At 48.3% G+C, this 20,129-nt stretch carries 14 protein-coding genes; all 14 read left to right on the top strand.

Translation table 11 applies throughout. The features are described from left to right. Window positions 1-8: 8 nt before the first annotated feature. The 14 genes from ACZ439_RS13920 to flgM all read left to right on the top strand — a co-directional run bounded on the left by ACZ439_RS13920 (window position 9) and on the right by flgM (window position 20,110). Window positions 9-1,121, top strand: a complete 1,113-nt coding sequence (locus ACZ439_RS13920; RefSeq protein WP_054796286.1) for an MraY family glycosyltransferase — start codon at window positions 9-11, stop codon at window positions 1,119-1,121. Between the two features lie 255 nt (window positions 1,122-1,376). Continuing rightward, window positions 1,377-5,297: an S-layer homology domain-containing protein gene (locus ACZ439_RS13925; RefSeq protein ID WP_464619791.1), complete on the top strand. Its 3,921-nt coding sequence runs from the start codon at window positions 1,377-1,379 to the stop codon at window positions 5,295-5,297. Window positions 5,298-5,794: 497 nt separating this feature from the next. After that, window positions 5,795-8,896, top strand: a complete 3,102-nt coding sequence (locus tag ACZ439_RS13930) for an S-layer homology domain-containing protein (RefSeq protein WP_464619792.1) — start codon at window positions 5,795-5,797, stop codon at window positions 8,894-8,896. Window positions 8,897-8,977: 81 nt separating this feature from the next. Beyond that, window positions 8,978-9,520 (top strand): hypothetical protein, encoded by a 543-nt coding sequence (locus tag ACZ439_RS13935; RefSeq protein WP_464619793.1) that lies wholly within the window; start codon window positions 8,978-8,980, stop codon window positions 9,518-9,520. An 89-nt stretch (window positions 9,521-9,609) separates the two neighbouring features. After that, entirely contained in the window at window positions 9,610-9,879 is a 270-nt protein-coding gene (locus tag ACZ439_RS13940) for an alpha/beta-type small acid-soluble spore protein (protein ID WP_054799369.1), read from the top strand. A 190-nt stretch (window positions 9,880-10,069) separates the two neighbouring features. Then, a complete protein-coding gene (gene metK, locus ACZ439_RS13945; protein ID WP_054796299.1) occupies window positions 10,070-11,272 on the top strand; it encodes a methionine adenosyltransferase in 1,203 nt (400 codons plus the stop codon). A 160-nt stretch (window positions 11,273-11,432) separates the two neighbouring features. Then, window positions 11,433-14,051: a stalk domain-containing protein gene (locus tag ACZ439_RS13950; protein ID WP_330164559.1), complete on the top strand. Its 2,619-nt coding sequence runs from the start codon at window positions 11,433-11,435 to the stop codon at window positions 14,049-14,051. Window positions 14,052-14,139: 88 nt separating this feature from the next. Then, window positions 14,140-15,294 (top strand): sensor histidine kinase, encoded by a 1,155-nt coding sequence (locus ACZ439_RS13955; protein WP_054796300.1) that lies wholly within the window; start codon window positions 14,140-14,142, stop codon window positions 15,292-15,294. A gap of 5 nt (window positions 15,295-15,299) precedes the next feature. Continuing rightward, window positions 15,300-16,025, top strand: a complete 726-nt coding sequence (locus tag ACZ439_RS13960) for a response regulator (protein ID WP_464619794.1) — start codon at window positions 15,300-15,302, stop codon at window positions 16,023-16,025. Window positions 16,026-16,114: 89 nt separating this feature from the next. After that, window positions 16,115-16,513: a glycosyltransferase family A protein gene (locus tag ACZ439_RS13965; protein ID WP_054796301.1), complete on the top strand. Its 399-nt coding sequence runs from the start codon at window positions 16,115-16,117 to the stop codon at window positions 16,511-16,513. Window positions 16,514-16,533: 20 nt separating this feature from the next. After that, window positions 16,534-18,396, top strand: a complete 1,863-nt coding sequence (locus tag ACZ439_RS13970) for an ATP-dependent helicase ComFA (RefSeq protein ID WP_464619795.1) — start codon at window positions 16,534-16,536, stop codon at window positions 18,394-18,396. A gap of 80 nt (window positions 18,397-18,476) precedes the next feature. After that, window positions 18,477-19,208, top strand: coding sequence for a hypothetical protein (locus ACZ439_RS13975; protein ID WP_054796304.1), 732 nt, complete (start codon window positions 18,477-18,479; stop codon window positions 19,206-19,208). A gap of 106 nt (window positions 19,209-19,314) precedes the next feature. Beyond that, window positions 19,315-19,734, top strand: coding sequence for a hypothetical protein (locus tag ACZ439_RS13980; protein ID WP_054796305.1), 420 nt, complete (start codon window positions 19,315-19,317; stop codon window positions 19,732-19,734). Between the two features lie 109 nt (window positions 19,735-19,843). Continuing rightward, window positions 19,844-20,110, top strand: a complete 267-nt coding sequence (gene flgM / locus ACZ439_RS13985) for a flagellar biosynthesis anti-sigma factor FlgM (RefSeq protein ID WP_054796328.1) — start codon at window positions 19,844-19,846, stop codon at window positions 20,108-20,110. Window positions 20,111-20,129: the final 19 nt, after the last annotated feature.

Consider the following 20,129-nt stretch of genomic DNA (forward strand, 5'->3'; position numbering starts at 1 on the left):
CCATACAAATGACTTGGTTATACGTAATCGGTTTTGCCGTAGCTATGCTGATCGCGCTGCTGATGACACCGCTGGTGAAACGATTTGCCTTTTGGGTAGGAGCCGTCGATGCGCCGAATCACCGCAAGGTACATAGCCGTATCATGCCGCGTTTGGGCGGACTGGCGATTTTCATCGCATTCGTTGCCGCTTACTTCGTTGTATCGCCTGCGATGGACGCGCTGAAATCGGACGTCGTTTTTGGCCTGTTGGTGGGTGGAGCGATCGTCGTCGTGATCGGAGCGTTGGACGACCGCTTTGATTTATCGCCAAAGCTTAAGCTGCTCGGACAAATTTTGGCCGCAAGCGTTGTCGTTTATTCCGGCGTTGTAATCGATCTTGTCAACGTGCCGTTCGGCGACGGTGTTATTTCGCTCGAATGGTTGGCGGTGCCGTTAACGATCTTCTGGATCGTTGGCGTGACCAATGCGATCAATCTCATTGACGGTCTGGACGGTTTGTCCGCCGGCGTATCGGGAATCGCAACCTGCACGATACTTGTACTCGCCTTGATGATGGGGAATGTGACCGTGGTCTTGCTGTGTGCGGTCTTGCTAGGAAGCATCGGGGGATTCTTGTTCTACAACTTCCATCCGGCAAAAATTTTCATGGGCGATTCCGGCGCGTTGTTCCTCGGGTTTACGCTAGCTACGTTGTCCGTTCTGGGCTTTAAGCAAGCGACGGTCGTTTCACTGCTTGTACCGATCATGATTCTTGGCGTGCCATTGTCCGATACGTTCTTTGCCATTATGCGTCGCTGGGTGAATAACCTGCCCATTTCTGTCGCGGACAAAAGTCATTTGCATCACTGCCTGCTGCAGTTAGGATTCAGTCATCGCACAACGGTGCTGATCATTTACGGGATCTCCCTAGTGTTCGGAACGTCGGCGGTACTGCTTTCTTATATGTCCCAGCAGCAAACGCTGTGGGGAACGGTATTGCTCGTCACTGTGCTTCTGTGTATCTTGGTGTTAGGCGCGGAAGCGATAGGGATTATTAGTAAGACAAAGAAGCCGGTACTTCAGTTCTTGAACAAAGCCATGAAGACAATGCAATTGAATACGAAATCTCGAAATAATTAATTTTAATTCCTTAGCGAATCCCAGGCCTTCCGCGGCCTGGGATTTTTTTGTAGTTGGAATTTCAGTGCAAACCTAAATTTTTCTACTTCTTTAACCGATAAGTAAGGTACATGAGACTTTATACAGGGTTAGTGTGTCTAACCATGTAGAAATGCGTTGGAAGGAGGCACTTTCGGAACTGCTCAGACGTTCGTTATTACGTACCCATGCTTTGAATAACCAACATAACCATAAGCAAGCAAGGAGGAGATCAACTTGAAATGCCAGAACAACCGTGCGTTATCCGCATTACTTATTTTCGCCATGCTGCTAACGCTCTGGACGCCTCTTTCGGTAAGTGCGGCTGCGGTTTCCATCACCATCTCAAATTTGAATAACGTGTCGGCTCCGGTATCGGCGACTGACGATACCCCAAGCTCGGCGGCTACGGTGGATACGTTTACGACGAATCCCGTCACGGTGAGCGCCACTATTGCCGGAATACCGGATAACCAAGTCGCAGGCATTTACCTTCGGATTACGAATACGACAACGAAGAAGGTAACGGAAGACAAAGCCATTAAACCCGTTCAAAACGGCAGCGAAATTACATTTAATAATATTATGCTGTCGCAAGGCTTGAATAAAATCGAGATGAAACACGATTCCTTCGGATATACATCCGTACCAGGGTGGGCGAACTTCTCGGCGGCCTTGTCGATCAGTGACCTGAAATTGAACGATCAACAGCTTAACGACAACTCAACGGTGAAGAGAGCCGGTACGCTTGAGGCCATCACAGGTACAGCGACGAATGCCGATGAAATCGTCGTTTATTTGAATGGTACGGCGTATTATCCGGCCAGCTTTTCGCGCAACAAATTTACTTTTTATTTTAATACCGGGCGGATCAGCGACATGAATCTGGAAGCCGGTAATAACGAGCTTACTTTTGTTTCGAAGCAAGGCAACAATACGTACTCGTTAACTCGCAAGTTCTTATATGATGACGGCAAGGCCTATCCATATGACGCAGTCATTAAAGGATTGGGCGCAGCCACCTCCCCGTTAGAGCTGCTCTATCGTCCGACGATTGAAACCAACAACGTCAGTGACGTCGAACTTCGTTTGAAGCTGAAGTCCAATGTAACAACGTCTGTATACCAATACGAGTATGCCGATTTGTACATATCCGGTACGGCAGGGAAATATACTGTCCGTTATGATTTTGCGTCGAACGGGTTTACCAGTACGGGGACCGATCCCGATTTGAACAATGATACGGCGGGTGTGAACACGTTTCATTCGGAGACGCCGGATGGCCCCGATTTTTCCATTCATGATATAACCGTACAGTTGCCTGTCGCGACAGGAAGCTCCAACCAGATTTTTGAGGTTAATTATGTCGATGCCGATAACCGTCTTCCTTCTTTTAAAAGACAGTTCTTTTTCGATTTTGTTGATAAAGACCAACCGTATATTAATCAAGACGTGCAATTGTTTGTAGATGCGACGAAGACGGTTGCGCTGAACAAGCCGAACGGATTCACGCAAATCACCCGATTTCCAGCAAAATTGAAGGTCCTGACCAACAACTCGGCGGGTGTCCTGGTGAAAATCAACGGCCAGCCGTATGACGATATGGACGCGGCCACAGCCAATACAGGCGGCATCTATCCGGTTACTGCTGTAACTCCGGCTGCACCGGCGACTCATACCGGGGAGATGACGGTGACATTACAAGGAATTCCGGACGGATCCGCTCTTCTGGAAGTTGTTCCGTGCGCGGACGTCACATGCTCGGCACCAAGACTGGCTTCGACGAAAACCTATAATCTGCAAATCTCCTCTTCGCCGTTGCTGCTCTTGGACAACGTTTATAACGGTATGGTGATTACAGGTAAGGATCAACTGAAATGTACGGCCGCGGCTATGCTGGGGCAGGTGTGTATTTCCGGACGTATTATTAATAAAGCCTCGGCAACGATGGAGGCGACCCTTAATGGAGAGCCGTTAACGATAGACTATCCGAACAGCCCGGCTGACATTGAAACGTTCCGAATTTCCGGGGCGGGATTGAACGTCAACAACGTGCTCAACACCGACGGTAAAAAGACATTGACGTTCAAAGTGAAGGTCAATGGTCAAGAGGTTACATTCAAATACGAATTTTTCATTATTTCCGATAACGGTCCTACCATTACCTTGTTCGATCTGGACTACAATGTGAGCGATCCGCGCTTCGTCAAGAACGCTCAGAGCTACATTACGACAGCTACGCAGATTGATTTGATCGGTCGTGTCACGAACGGGTTGTCCCACAATGCTGTCATTGATGTAACCGTACAGCTGCCGGGCAAGTCGACGGAAATAGCGATAGCCAAAACCATTACGACCGTAACTCCGGCGAATGGAGATCCTGCGTATGACGATGTGCGCGTGAACGATTACACCTTTCCTGCAGATACCTACGGGGAGTTTATATTCAATTTGAGAGTCAAGGCTGCAAGCGGGTCCGAAGTGAAGCAGCAAATTCGTATTACGAAGGAACCGCAGCCTTACCGCATCATTGATCCGTTATCGCTGGGCAATTCTACGGGCTTCCAAGACCTTGTATTGATTAAAAACTCGGACGGCAAGGCGCAGCTGAATATCAACAAAAACTATCAGACGCTTCTGATTTATGCGGAGAAAGCAACACAAGTTCTCGTCGGCAAAGAAGAGGCGCTGGAGCAAAAGGCATATCCGGGCGTGTTCCGTTATGAAGTGACAAATTTAAAAGCAGGCAAAAACGAAATTAAATTCACTGTCGTACGCGGTACGAATCAACAGGCGGGTTCTATCGTGTTGAACAATACGAATACAGCTATTGAAGGTCTGCAATACAAAGCGAAAATGGGCACTTCGTTTAAAGTATTCGAGGGGGATGTCAGCTTAACGTTCCCTAAAGACACGAAACTGATTCGTAACGATCGTAATGATAAGTTCATTACATCCGAGCGGAGCCTTCTGTTTGCGATTGCCAGCACGGTTGACGGACGTGTCGAGAAAACAGAAACACCGGCGTTCAAAGATTTCTTGAATGAAACGACAGGACGGTTCAGACCGGCAAGTAAACGTTTCTGGATCGATGCCGGTACGATTGAGAATATTGCCGACGGCGATCCAAACAAAGAAGCGCTTATGACGCAAGCTTTGACCAAGGGCGGCGGCCGTTTGCCGACGGAACCGTCCGACATTAATTCAAGTGTAGGTCAATTCCAGAATCGCGATATCAATTATTTAGTCGTTCCAAGCAAACCGGGTACGCTTACTCTGAAATACGATGCCGTAATCCGTGACGATGCATGGCGTTATCTCACCGTGTATCAATATAATGTATTTGAGAATTTGAATGGGAGTCTCACGCCTTCAAGACCAAACGGAGAATGGCGCAATATCGGCGGCGTCGTGAATCCGAAGAACAACACGATTACCGTTCCGATCGATTCATTCGGCTACTTCCAGGTCATGTACATGGACAATGGTTTTGGCGATCTGGATACGGCTACGAACAAACACTGGGCGAAGCTTTATATTGAAGCTTTGTATTCCAAAGGCATTATGCGCAGCAAGGATACGGAACCGAACCGTTTCTTGCCGGATGAGTTTATTTCCCGGGGCGAATTCGTGCAGATGCTCGTTAATATCTTCGATCTGCCGTTAGAAAACCCGGATACACGTGTCGATACCGGGGATCGCACTTATAACGGCATGTTTATCGATGTTCCGCGCGGCAGCGACTTGAGAAGCGGCTTTGGCCTGTATGACTTTAAGCATATTGAAGCGGCTGCCCGTGCAGGTATTATTCGTGGCCAAGCCGGCAATATCTTCGGGCATGACCAATCGCTAACGCGGGCGCAAGCGGCTCTGATGATCGCAAGAGCGGCGGATTTGAAAATGAACTCCGATCTCACGAAAGCGTCCCAAGCGCTTCAGAAAGCTTATACCGACGGGGTTAACATTACGGATCCTGAGTTTGTTCCGGCTATTGAAGCTATCACGAAAGCAAAATTGATGGACGGAATTCCGAATGATTTGCTTGAGGGACAAAGCAAACAAACAGTCCGCTTTGACGCTGGCTCCAACATCACCAGAGCGCAAGCTGCAACTATCGCTTATCGTGTCCTGCAGCAGCAAAAGAAATTCCCGAAATAAGAAATCACGACAAGAAACTATCTTCGCTGCAAGCAGCTGCTGCAGACGAAGATAGTTTCGTTACATACAAGGGATGTCCAATGAGTATGGTGTATGGAAAATACTAAGTAATGACGAAAGTGATATATCGCGATATACTAAGTTTCGTAAGTGAGCGGCACACGAAATGATAGATAAAAGTGAAGCGAAGCTTGCGGGTTAAAAAAACGACAGAAAAACAAAAAAAGTTTTTCGAGAGGCGCAACTTTTTAAAAAACCTTGCGTTTAATACAGTGAATCACGCAAGGAACAAGGAAAGAGCATTAAACATTGGATAATATTCACAAAATTTGCTCTTTACCTTTGGTAGCATGTCAGTGTATAATGTTAAATGGCATGCGAGTCTCTAAGTAGGGACATTATTAGTGTTTACTAGTTTCTGCAAACTTATACGTTGCAGACTTAACTAAGTTAAAATCATTTTTGCTCTAAACTCTGGGAAGGGGGTGAATCGGCTAATGAGGGAAATGAGCTATAATTTATCTAAAGAAAACTCTCAACAACCGAAAGATATTCGAGGAGGAGAAAAAAAGGTTATGAAAAAAAGTTTATCTGCAATTTTGTCCTTGGCTATGGCATTCTCGATGTTTTCTTCCGTTGCGTTCGGCGCTGAAGCTGAAGCTAAGAAAACATCTGCTGACTTTGACGATCTGAAAGATCTGACAGCTGAACAAAAAGTAATTTTCGATGCAATGATCTCTGGCGGCATCTTCGACGGCGTGGGCGAAAAAACATTTGGTCTGAAAGACAAAATGAACCGCGCTCAATTCGCTAAAGTAGCAGCTTTGATCTTTGATCTGGAAGTTGACACTTCCTTGAAAACTTCCAGCTTCAGCGATGTTAAAGCAGAAGACCCAGCTAACGGCTACGCTCTTCCTTACATCGAAGCTTTGAAAGCTGCTGGCTTGACTGACGGTTATGCACCTGGTGAATACAATCCTGCTGGCGAAGTTACTAAACAAGAACTCGCAACTTTCCTGGTCCGCGGTCTTGGTTGGGAAGCTGAAGCAAAAGCAAGCGCTGGCGTAAGCGACAAAACAGTTTCCGACTGGGCTAAAGGTTACGTTGCAGTAGCAATCGAGAAAAAAATCTTGACTAGCGGCGAAGACGGTACTTTCGGTGGTACTTCCGCAGCTACTCGTGACTTGCTCGTGTTGTCTTCCTACGCTGCTGACAAACAATACGTTCCAGCTGGTAAAGTTAGCGTAACTGAAGCTAAAGCAACTGGCGTTAGACAAGTTACTGTAAACTTCAACAAACCAGTTGATACTGACAAAGCTCAAGTATCGCTGAAAAAAGGTAATGTTGCACTTGCTACAACAACTAAGTTCTCCGAAGATAAAAAATCCGCAGTCCTGACTTTGACTGATGTTAAAATCTCGGCTGGTTCTTACTCCGTAGCTCTTTCCGGTCTGGATGCAGCAGCTGTTGACAAAACAACTGCAGAGTTCACTGCAGAAGACGAGAAACTCGTGAAATTGAGCTTCGTTAACCCAAGTGAAAAAATCGCTAAGTCAAAGAGCGTAACCGTTAAAATCAAAGCAGAAAACCAATACGGTGAAAATGCTGAGATCAGCGGCGGTAGCTACACTGCATATGCTGCAGGTCAAGCTGTTACTGTAAAAAGAAATGAAGACACTGGGTTCCTTGAAATCGAATTGGATACCTACAACAAACCAAATGCTGGCGCTGACGCTACGTACACAAGTGAGTTGGACGTAATTCCGGTTAACATTTTCTTGACTCAATCTTCGATTTCTGCTCAAAAAACATTCAAAATTGGTACAGAGCCTTTGGTACAAAAAATCGAGTTGGGTACTGTTAAATATTCCGGTACGAAAACTTCTTTGACTGAACAAGGCGATGTTGCTGAAATTCCGGTAACTAGATACGACCAATACGGCGATATCATCAAGCTTGACAATACCAAGCTGGATAGTGCAGTAGTTGATCGCATGAAAGCTGACGTCATCATTACTCCATGGAGCGATGACGCACTGAAGTTTGAAAAAGCAGACACTGAGAAGAAAGACGTTTTGAAAATCAGCATGTCCAAAAACATTGACAAAGCTGGCGATTACACAGCAACTGTTTATGTTGGCGCAGCTTCTGCTACAACAACAATTGCCGTTAAATCTTCCAAAATTGCTACCAATGTTGATTTTGACACCTTCACTGGTTCGTTGGCAGTTGGCGATAAAGATAAATACATCCCAATTATTGCTTACGATGCAGACGGTAACAAATTGTCGACTGAGGACATCGTAGAAAACGCTAAAAACAAACGTTTCTCGATTTCCGTATCGGGTGCTACAATTCCAACAGGCGCTTTGGGCAACGGTAACGACGCTATCGTTCAATCCGGTGAGCACAAAGGTAAAATCAGACTTACTGAAGTTACATCTGCTAAAGGCGGTTCCGTCTATATCAACCTCGGAATCTACACAGCGAATGTTCAAGTGAGCAAACAACAACAATACACAGTACAAGATATTCGTAAAGCTGAAACAATTAAACTTGTAAGCAGCGAGCCGAAACATAAAGCTGTTGCAGGCGGCGAGTCCACTGTTAAGTGGGAAGTACGTGACCAATACGGCGAAAAACTTGACGCTTTGGATAGCAACAAAGGTGATTTCAAATTGAAAGTCAGCTTCGCTAACGTTACAGATTCGACTTATGTAGATATTAGCGGAGTGGCACTTGGAGATATCGCTTCTGATAACTTCGAAAGCTTCAACGGTAAAGAAATTAAGTTGACAGCTAAAGATCCAGGCGCATCTGCTCGAAAAACAAAATTGGTCGTTCAATTGTTTGGTAAAGCAGCCGATGGCACGCTTACTAACGAACTGAAAAAAGTAGAAAATGAAGTTGAAGTTCTTCCGAGCACAACTGATTTGAACTACACAGTTGCTGCTATCCCAGATCTTTTTGCATTAATTGACAGCAAGCTGGTTGATGCAAAATACTATGGCGAAGGCACAGATGTTCTCAAGAACGCTCTTGCACGCGAAATCAAAGTTACGGCTAAAGACAAATCCGGTAACGATGTTGCAATCCCATCCGGCCGCATTTTAGACGTAAGCTCTTCGAATAACTCCGTTGTTCAAGCAGTTTACAGAGACGGCAAAGCTATGGCTATCGGTAATAAAGCGGGCAGCGCTCAAATCACTGTTGCATACAAAACAGTTAAAGGCGAAACCAAAGATGTGGTTCTTAATGTGAACACTAAAACTGATGCAGTATCTGTTGCAACTCTTACAGCTGGTAACTCCAAAGTTAAAGTTGCAAGTAGTGATCTAACGGCAACGAAAGCTTATGACTTGATGGATCTGAAAGTTGTAGACAACTATGGCAATGAGTACACAAAAGATGAGATCTTTAACTTCAAGCAATTCACTGGCGTTATCTACACAATTAACTCCAGTGATGTAGAAGGTACTGGTACGGTATCTGTTGATGCTCAAGGAACTATTACTTACACAGGTAATGTTGATAAGTTCATCTTGAAAGCAACAACTGGTACGAAGTCTGTAACGACTACGGTTACTGTTACTCACTAATTGATGTACTGCTAAGTAAGCAATAAGAGAGACCCGAAAGGGTCTCTTTTATTTTAAGAACCTATCCAGAGGTGATTATATATGTTGAACACGTTCAAGAAAAAGTTAATGCTTTGTATGGTCCTGATCTGCACGAGCACCATATACATAGCCAATGCCAGCAGTTCTGACACGGCAGTAACACCAGGCTCAGTCAACGATCCTGTCATTACCAAAAGCTACTTCGATCAACAAATCGAGAAGAAAATTACAGAGGTCCTTGCGAATCATACAAGCAGCGGCGGTAAAGCGCCGGATCCTTCTGCTCAACCTGCTCCATCTACGACTAACCTCACTATCGTTGAACTCCAGCAATCGCAAGCTCTCTATGGCGGCTCAGGCACCGAAATCATTGTTCGAAGCGGCAAAGTACTCGTCACCAGCTCCGATGAAAGCGGTATCGCTGACGTTACCATAGGTAAAGATATTACGAATGGTGCACCGGTCGAGCTGAATCATTTGCTTATTGTTCCACGCGAAGGACGGGGAATTAAGCCGGACCCTAAAAACAAACAAGACATATTCGTCATGGTACGCGGAAGCTATTCCATCTTAAACGCCGACGGTACAAAAGCTACTCCATAATTTTACCCTTGCGACCAATCATTTATACGTTTGACTTCCTTCGGATCGGTCATACTAAACCCACATCCCGATGAAGGAGGCTTTCGATTATGTCGAAAACAAACAAGAAGGTCGTACCGGAGAGCGGAAAAGCGTTGGATATTCTGAAGTATGAAATTGCGGCCGAACTGGGGCTACCGGTAGGTAAACAGATGGCGAGCATGAATGTGGAGTTTGCGACAGAGCTTGGTTCAATTCCGTCCCAACAAGTGAAAGAGGATTATTGGGGGCATATCGCATCTCGTGATGCAGGCGCTGTCGGGGGAACGATTACTTCCCGCCTAATTAAAAAGGCCGAGGAAACGTTGTTCGGACTCTAGCTGGAAACAATTTAAAGCACTAATTGTTAATTTTTTTGAACAAGTCCCGAATTCATTGACAGTGTTGGACAAATCCAGTAACATACAGAATGAAGGTAAACATTAAAGAAACCTTTTCCACTCGGAAAAGGTTAATTTTTTGCATGTAGACTTATTCATTAATTAATACTAGCAGTAGGAGGTTGTTCTAATGTCCAATTCAACCGGTCGTCGCTTGTTTACATCCGAGTCCGTTACCGAAGGTCATCCGGATAAAATTTGCGACCAAATATCCGACTCCGTTCTGGATGCTTTTCTTGCTAATGACCCTAACGCGCGTGTTGCGTGCGAAGTTTCCGTTGCTACAGGTTTAGTGCTTGTGATCGGTGAAATTTCAAGCCGTTCGGAGTTTGTCGATATCCAATCGATCGCACGTCAAACGATTAAAGATATTGGCTATACGCGAGCTAAGTATGGTTTTGACTCGTCCACTTGCGCCGTGCTTGTTTCCTTAAATGAGCAGTCGCCTGACATCGCACAAGGGGTAGACCAAGCCCTCGAAGCACGCGAAGGTCAAATGTCGGACGATCAGATCGAAGCGATCGGAGCGGGCGACCAAGGGATGATGTTCGGTTTTGCAGTCAATGAAACTCCTGAATTGATGCCATTGCCGATTTCTCTTTCTCACCAATTGTCCCGCCGCTTGTCCGAAGTTCGCAAGAACGGTACGCTTGGCTACCTCCGTCCGGATGGTAAAACGCAAGTTACTGTCGAATACGATGGAGCAAAGCCGGTTCGTGTCGACACGATTGTCGTTTCTACCCAGCATGCGGAAGAAATTACGCTGGAGCGAATTCAAGCTGACATTAAAGAGCATGTCATCAAGCCGGTTGTACCGGAGCACTTGATCGATGCCGATACCAAATACTTCATCAACCCGACGGGGCGTTTCGTTATCGGTGGACCACAAGGGGATGCAGGTCTCACAGGCCGTAAAATTATCGTCGATACGTACGGCGGTTACGCTCGTCACGGCGGCGGCGCTTTCTCCGGTAAAGATCCGACGAAAGTTGACCGCTCCGGCGCATATGCAGCACGCTATGTTGCGAAGAACATTGTTGCCGCAGGTCTTGCCGACAAGTGCGAAGTACAGCTTGCCTACGCAATTGGTGTGGCTAAGCCGGTATCGATCTCCGTCGATACATTCGGTACAGGTACAGTGAGCGAAGAGAAGCTGGTCGAAATCGTTCGCAAAAACTTCGACCTGCGCCCTGCAGGCATTATCAAAATGCTCGACCTGCGTCGCCCGATTTACAAGCAAACGGCAGCCTACGGACATTTTGGCCGTACGGATATCGATTTGCCTTGGGAGCGTACCGACAAAGCGGAGCAGTTGAAAGCAGACGCACTGTAATATATCAGCGTTGATGATCTGTCTAAGCAAGACGATCCGATTTGATTCGGATCGTCTTTTTTGACTTTGTCGAATATTATACTATGCAATGAACGTAACTTTTCTCATAGAATAAGAGTCTAATAGAAAGGAGAGTGGAAATAGAGAGGAGATTAATAGCGTGATTTTGCACAAGAAGTGGCGAAAGTTGTCGTATGTCGTACTAGCAGCTAGCGTTATCCTATCATCTTGGTCAGCGACAACCGCTGCCTTTGCACAAAGCCAGCCTGTTCTAACGATGGTGAACCAAGAAATTTTAACATCAGGCGCTATATTGAAAAAATACACTTGGCAGACGACCCGTAACAATAAGGACGTAAAAGTGAACGCGAATGTAGTGGAAGTGGACTTGACGAATTCGAACGTTAAATTGGATGTGATGACGGGTACCAACAATCAGTTTACGAAAAAGCAGACCGTGCTCGGAATGGCTATAGAGACGAAAGCCGTAGCCGGGGTGAACGGAGATTTCTATAACACGCAGGCTGAAGGGGTACCGATGGGCCCGCAAATAAGTAACGGACAGCTTATGGCGACTCCGCCGTATTTACCGGGCTTTTACACATTCGCCCTCGATCAGAACAATAAACCGATTGTGGACTTATTTACTTTTAAAGGAAACATCATAGCGAAAGATGGAGCGAGCTATCCGCTTGGCGGGATTAATAAGACGTATTACTGGTTCGAGCCGGGCGGCGAGCATAGTCATATCGACGGCCTCTTCATGTACACGAATGCCTGGGGGCAGGTGGACCGCTCCAACGACGGTGTGACTTATCCGACCGAAGTGCTGGTGCAGAACGGCATCATCACGCAGATCCCGGAGAACGGCGTTGTGAATATGATTGCTCCCCAAGACGGGTATATTTTGCGCGCATCGGGCAAAGCGGCCGAGTTTGTGCGTGCCCACCTGAAGGTAGGAGATCCGATAAAGGCGGACTATGAAGTGCTTGCTCAGGACCCGAATACGAAGTACGACGTGACCAAGTTCAAAATGATGATCGGTGGCCACACGATTCTGGTGGACGGGGGCCAGCCCGCAAAGTTCTCGCGTGAAGTGGCGAGCTTGTGCTGCACCCGTTCCCGAACGGCGATCGGGTACTCGAAGGACGAGAAAACGGCTTATCTCATTACAGCCGATTACAGCGGCGAAAGCAAGGGCTTGAGTATGACCGAGCTGCAGCAGTTTATGATTCAGGTCGGCGTATGGAAGGGACTGAACCTCGACGGCGGCGGCTCTACGCAAATGGTCGCCAGACCGCTCGGCGAATTCGAGCCGGTGCTCGTCAACAAGACGGAAACCGGCATTCAACGGAAAGTTGTGAATGGTGTAGGCGTCTACTCCATTGCCCCTAAGGGGCAGGTAAAAGGTTTATTCGTTCAAGCCCCTAACGTATTGTTCCTCGGGGAACATTCGCCGCTTAGCACCAAAGCTTACGATGAATACTACAACCCGATGGAAGCGGGTACGATGACCGCCCAGTGGAGCGTCGCCGATCAGAGGGGTACATTTAAGGAAAACGTATTTACACCGACCAAGGCGGGTATGGCTAAAGTAACCGCCGTATCCGGCCAAGCAAGCTTTACGGCTGACGTGGAAGTTGCCGGAAGGAACCAAATCGCCAGTATGAAGATCATGACCGATAGCTTGGCTTTGTCCGAAGGCGAGACTTATAAAATTCCCGTAGTCGCGACAACCGTTTCGGGCAAAACGAGGGAGATTCCGGCGGAGCTCATCGAGTGGGAGGTTCTCGGCATTAAAGGTCAGGCGGCTAACGGGAAACTGACGGTTGAAAGCCTCAACGGCAGCACTGGCGCTCAACTGATCGCCCGTTATGACGGTTATAGCACGATGGCGACAATTCCGGTCGGGATCGACAAAACCTGGTATGACCTCGACAATTTTGCTGTCATGACGATGTCCGATCAGAAGCCCGCGGAAGTTAAAGCGTCCGTACAGATCAAGCCAAGCGAGACGAATAATAAGTACCTCGAGCTGCAGTATGATTTTACGCAGGGGACAGGCAACAAATGGGCTTATGCAACGCTGGATACCGGAGTGCTTATTGAAGGTCAGCCGCAAATGCTGAAGGTAAAAGTGAACGGTGACGAGAGCTTAAACTGGCTGCGGGCCGAAATTCTCGATAACAGCGGAAAAATCCATTACGTCGATTTGGCGCGCAATATTAACTGGAAGGGCTGGAAGCAGTTGACAGCCGACTTATCCGAATATAAAATGAATTATCCGATTCGTGTGAAAAGCTTGTATTTGGTTAATGAAGAAATCGGACAGGATGAACGGGCGGCGAAAGGCAGTATCGGAATCGACGATATCACCTTTACTTATCGCGGCAGCGTCCAGCAGCCGGCACAAAATTCGGTAGGGTTGACGATTAACAAGAAGGCGGTTACGGTGAACGGGAAAAGCCTGACTTTGGAGCAGGCGCCCTATATTACGGAAGGAAATACATTGATTCCGATTCGTTTCGTAACGGATGCGCTGGGCGGTACGGTTCGTTGGGACGAGAAGGAACGCAAAGTTACGGTCATCCGGGGAACCAAGATGATCGACCTATGGATCGATCAGAAAGACTTGCTAGTCAACGGTCAGCGCATCACAGCCGAGGTAGCGCCTGTCATTAAAAGTGATATAACTATGGTTCCACTCCGGATTTTATCCGAGAATTTGGGCTGGAAGGTGACTTGGGACGCTAAGACTCAGCAAATCACGATGCAATAATTAGTGCTTCAAGCTCTCACATTCTTTCGTGATTATGGTACTATATTGCTAGAACGAACGAGAAAAATGGCGAAGGAGCACTGTCCGGATGCAAGTCGACGTCTTTGACCGCGTCATCAAGAATGCCATTAATGTGATGGAGAACAGCAAGTACCAGGTATTTGAGATTTGTGAGAGTGTCCGGGCTGAGCGCGAAGCGCTTAACAATGAGCTGCAGCTTGTCATTGAAGAAACGAAGAAGATGATCGACACGGTGGATCGTTTTGAGGTCGATTACCGGCGGTCCCGCGTCCGATTGACGGAAGTCAGCCGCGATTTCAAACGATTCAATGAAGAAGATATTCGCGCCGCGTACGAAGCGGCTACTCAACTCCAGGCCCAATTGGCTATTCATAGGGAAAAGGAACTGCATTTAAAACATCGCCGCGATGATTTGCAGAAGCGAATCAAGAATGTAGATAAACAATTGGAGCGGGCGGAAACGTTAGTGTCTCAATTCGGCGTCGTTCTGGAGTATTTGTCAGGAGACCTGAACCAGGTGACGCGCATATTGGAATCCGCCAAGAACCGCCAACTATTGGGCTTGAAAATTATATTGGCACAGGAAGAAGAACGTAAGCGCATTGCCCGGGAAATTCATGACGGCCTGGCGCAAAATATGGCTAACATGGTGCTTCGTACGGAAATTACCGAGCGGATGTTGGCCAAGGAAGCCTATAACGCGGTAAGAAATGAATTAAGCGATCTGAAGCTAAGCGTGCGGAGCGGAATTGAAGAGGTTCGGAAAATCATCTTCAACCTCCGCCCCATGGCGCTTGACGATTTAGGCCTCGTGCCGACGCTTCGTAAATTCGTCCAGGATTACGAAGAGAAAGCGAAAATACGTACCAAGTTCGAAATGGTGGGTAAAGAAATTCGTCTGCCTTCGGGCATGGAGGTTGCGATCTATCGACTCGTGCAGGAGACGTTCTCTAATGTCCACAAGCACGCACAGGCTACTCATGTGACGCTCGAGCTGACCTTCCAACAGCAAATGGTCAAATTGACGGTGAGTGACAACGGCATGGGCTTTTCGACCGAAAACATAGATAAGAAGATTGCCAATGGCACACACTACGGATTGATGGGCATGCGGGAACGCGTAGAGCTTCTCGAAGGCAGAATGGATATTGAATCGACGGTGGGCGTAGGAACGAAAGTTTCCATGGTCATACCAATTAAATCGGATTCCAGAGAGGAGTAAGAATTATGGATATCATGGGCCATGTCAAGCGCCCGATAAAGCTGGTTCTTGCGGATGACCATCAGTTGTTTCGCGAGGGAGTTAAGCGGATTTTAAATATGGAGAGCGATTTGGAAGTCGTCGGCGAGTGCGGAGACGGTATTCAGGTTCTGGAATTATGCAATACGCTTCACCCGGACATCGTCCTGATGGACATCAACATGCCGGTCGAGAATGGCGTCGTCGCAACGGAGAAGCTGAAAGATATTTTTCCCGATATTAAGGTGATCATTCTCTCCATTCATGATGACGAAAGCTATGTGTTCGAGACGCTTCGTAAGGGAGCTTCCGGTTATTTGCTGAAGGACATGGAAGCAGAGTCGCTCATTAACGCGATTCGCTCGGTTGTCGCGGGACATGCCTACATTCACCCCAAAGTGACAGGCAAGCTGATCAATCAACTGCGCCGAATGACTTACTTGGACGAGCAAGGCGTCTCCGGTACCAGTACCGCGGCCAAGGAAGCCGGTGTGAAATATGTGCATATGGACAATAGCCCGCTGACGCGCCGTGAAGCGGAAGTGCTTCGTCTTATGGCGGAAGGCAAGAGCAATAAGATGATCGGCGAGTTTCTTTACATAAGCGAAAAGACGGTAAAAAACCATGTAAGCAGTATTCTGCAAAAGATGGAAGTCGATGATCGGACGCAAGCGGTCATTATCGCTATTAAGAACGGCTGGGTAACCCTGTAAGCTGCCGGACGACAGCAGTCTTTATTTAGATTCCCAAGGCACCAACCTCATGGAAGCGGCATATACTGCTCTTAAGGGAGGGAGCCGCTATGATGATAGGCTTGGTTTGGATCATGGGCTTTTACGCTGCGGGAATCGCAATCATCCATACGCTTCACTGGCGTTGGAAGCGGCACGGAAGCCATCGCATCACGCATTATGTGCTCCGAACGAGGAATAACGGACGCGATATTGAGTGGTATTTGAGGTCACTGCATTTGTTCTCCTGGATAAAGGGTAAATCGATCGAGGTGACACTTGCCGACGAAGGATCTACGGACGAGACGATCGCTATTGCCGAGCGGTTAAGCAAGGAACATCATCTGAACATTCATACGCGTGTGGAAGACAATTGGGACGAGTGGATGTTGAAGCACGAGCATGAGCAGATTGTGATTGTCCAGCTTAATCAAGCAGATGGTTTAGAAACCGCCTTCAAATATATGTGATCATCGGATAAAGGAGTAGCATGAAAGCATTCGTCTATTTGCTGGATAGTGCGAAAGAGAAGTCCTGGCACGTTTCTTTGGAACTGCGGGCGGATCGGGATCATTCGGTTCGGGTACACGGTCGAGATTTTCGTCTGCGTGTGCTGGAACCGTCTTTGTCATTCGGACAAGCCTACGCTCTTGTGAAGAGCTTGAACGGACGGAGGGGGGACGACTTGGCCGCGTTGCGGCGGGCAGCCGCCGGGTTAGGTTGGAAGGCTTCCGCTACGGACCACTGGAGACTTTGGTCTTGGCGTCCGCAAGCAAGCGATGAGGTGACCAAAACAGCTTGGATCGAAACGGATCGTCTAGTGTCGGCTTTAGCCCAGGGGGTCGAAGGAAGAAGCTTGTTGCTGGAGGAGCTGGAGGCGCTTCTGAAAGAGAAGTCCTGGGGGCAAGCAGAGTCTCATGCAGGCTTACCCTATTTGCTCCAACTGGCATGGCTGCAAAAGCGGTTGGCGCTCCACCCGGGTATACAGGCAGGGAACGTTCGTCACGCCCTGGGACTAGCCGGTTGGCGTAGGGCGCAGGCTCGCTGCCTGCGGTGCGGGAGCACAGGCATACAGGGGAAGCCTGAGGAAGCGGGGCTTGTTGTATGGTCGGGCTGTCCGTCGTGCGGGACCGATTGTCCGTATTGCGAGGGCTGTTTGACGATGGGCAGGGTTCGCTCTTGCAGCCCGCTGGTTCAGGGCATTCGAGCGACCGGAATGAAACGCGAGGTTAGTAAGGGTCCGCTACAGTTGAAGTCTAATACCGCTTACCTTGAATCATGGGGGCTAAGCCCGATACAAGCTGCCGCATCGGAGGAAGCATTGAGTTTTTTGAAAGCAAATAAATCCCTTACCAGTGAAAAAACGGGTATGAGCCGGTTTTTAATTTGGGCGGTCACCGGGGCGGGAAAAACCGAAATGATATTTCCGATGATCCAGTACACGGTCGAATCGCACGGCAAGGTGGCGGTCGTGACGCCGCGGAGGGATGTCGTTCTGGAGCTGAAGCCGCGGTTGGAGAAGGCATTCCCGCACATTCGTGTCGTCACGTTGTACGGCGGCAGTGAGCAGCGCTGGGAGCGAGGCGAGCTTACCTTGGCGACGACGCATCAGATGATGCGGTTTAAGGAAGCTTTCGATCTGGTTATCGTGGATGAGATCGATGCTTTTCCATATCACAACAATCCTATGCTGCTCTATGCGGTGGAACAAGTATGCTCGCCGGGCGGATCCTTTATCTTGCTATCCGCCACACCTCCCGAGGGGCTGCAGCAGCAGGTGCGCGCAGGCCTCCTGCCGCATGCCCGGGTACCTGCAAGATACCATAGGCGCCCGCTGCCCGAACCGGTATTGCTCCGATGTTCTCCGATAAAGCGATTGCTGCAGGAACAGCGGCTGCCGGCAGGTTTACAATCGGCGATTCAGAGGTCTCTGATTCGAGGCGCGCAAGTGTTTGTGTTTGTGCCGAATATCAAAACGGTTGATTCCTTTGTTACCTTGCTTCGTAGTGCGTTCCCGGGTTATGGAATAGAGGGGACGTCCTCGAGGGATGCTGAGCGCGCGGAGAAGGTGGTCTCCTTCCGTTCCGGGGCCACCCGGCTGCTGGTGACGACGACCATTCTGGAGCGAGGCGTGACGATTCCGAAATCCGATGTGTTTATTCTGGAGGCCGGGTCTTCCATGTTCGATGCCGCTTCGCTGGTCCAGATGGCCGGTAGAGCGGGACGCTCTGCGCAGGACCCGAACGGATTCGTTTATTTTGCCGCTGAGGAGAAAACAAAATCTCAGGTTCAGGCCGTCAAGCAGATTAAGGAGATGAATGCGTTAGCTCACAAAAGAGGATATATCGACTAGGGCGTTAGGAGGAGGATCTGGACATCATTCAACCGTGGAAAGAACGATGGTTTTCTTTATGGAAACGATGGGTGCGAGGTATGGAAGGGCAGCTCGGTCCGCGCGCGCGAACTTGCTTGGTATGCGGCAATGCGAGTAAAGGGAGCGTCTCGGCGCAGCTGCAGGTGTGCCGGTCCTGCGAGGCGGCAATCCCATGGATACGAAACGTACAGTGTGCGCGCTGCGGCCGGCACGAGCGCTGCCCGGACTGCACAAGGCGGGAGGAGACCTACTTCGTGCAAAACCGCAGCTGCGTTCGTTATGACGAACAGATGAAATCATGGCTGGCGCTGTACAAGTACCGTGGCAAAGAATCGCTCAAACGCGTGCTCGGAAATATGCTGGTCCACGCGTATCATCTGCATCGGCTCGCGCTCGAGCAAGAGGCTTGGCCAAAGCCCGATCAAGCCTATATGACCTTCGTTCCACTAAGCGAGGAGCGTTACGGGGAGCGGGGATTCAATCAGGCTGAGCAAATGGCTGTCGAAGTAAGCCGCTTGACCGGCATTCCGGTGCTTCCTCTACTCCGTCGTACCCGCCATACCGCGAAGCAAAGCTTTAAGGGCAGAGCGGACCGGTTGGACGATATGCAGGGAGTGTTTGAGTTGATTCCGGAGGCGGTCAGTCAACTGCTCTCGTACACTTGCACGCAGCGTACGCACCTCTACATTGTAGACGATGTATATACGACCGGAAGCACCTTGAACGAGTGTGCCCGGGTCATTCGCAAGTCCTTGCCCGTGCAGGTATTTGGTCTTACTTTTGCCAGATAAGACATGTGTGAATCTTACCACTTTTTCGAAAAAAGGAAGTGCATTGTCCTATTGTTTGAGCTAAACTAGGGGTATAGAGGTTGGCTTATAGACAAGGAGGTATGTCATGAGTCTGAATGTGGCAAACTGTTACCGGTGCGGTAAAATATATGTGAAAAACATGCACGGCCTATGTCCGAACTGCATCAAGGACATTGAAAGCCAGTATGAGAAATGTTTGAAATATCTCCGTGAATATCGGACATGCACGATCCATGAATTGAGCGAAGCAACGGAGGTACCGGTAAAGCAAATCACGAAGTTCATCCGTGAGGGCCGTATCTCCATTAAGAATAACCCGAATATGTCGTACAGCTGTGAGGTTTGCGGGACAGCTATAAAGGATCATACCATTTGCGATTCCTGCCGTACGCGGCTGGCGAAGGATGCGAGCAATATGATGGAAGACGATCAGCGAAAGAAAGAAAAGCAGGAGGGCAAAGTAACCTTCAATATTAAGGATCGATTACACGAGCGGCATCAATAAGGAATTGTCAATCACATATAAACTTTTCATCTCCCCCCACCGATAAAAGTAATAAAGCTTTTACTGGTGGGTTTTATTATTTGTATGGAATGTGAATGAGGTGATATTGATGAAAATCAATGGTAGCAACCCGGTCGGCGCAGTTAATCAATATAAGAAGAACCAAGAATCGCAGCAGGCCTCGACAGGCCAGAGGATAGGCAAGAAGAAAGATCAGGTGGAAATTTCGAGCGAAGCGAAGGAGCTTCTGGAGACGCGGGGGGCGAGCCCGGCTTCGAGAGAGAAGATTGAAGCTTTGACAAATTCGGTGTCGTCAGGGACGTATCATGTCGATGCGCGGACGCTTGCGGAGAAAATATTTCCTTTCCTTAAGTGATAAACAACGAGGGTGATGA

The organism is Paenibacillus sp. JCM 9796 (genome assembly GCF_055379675.1).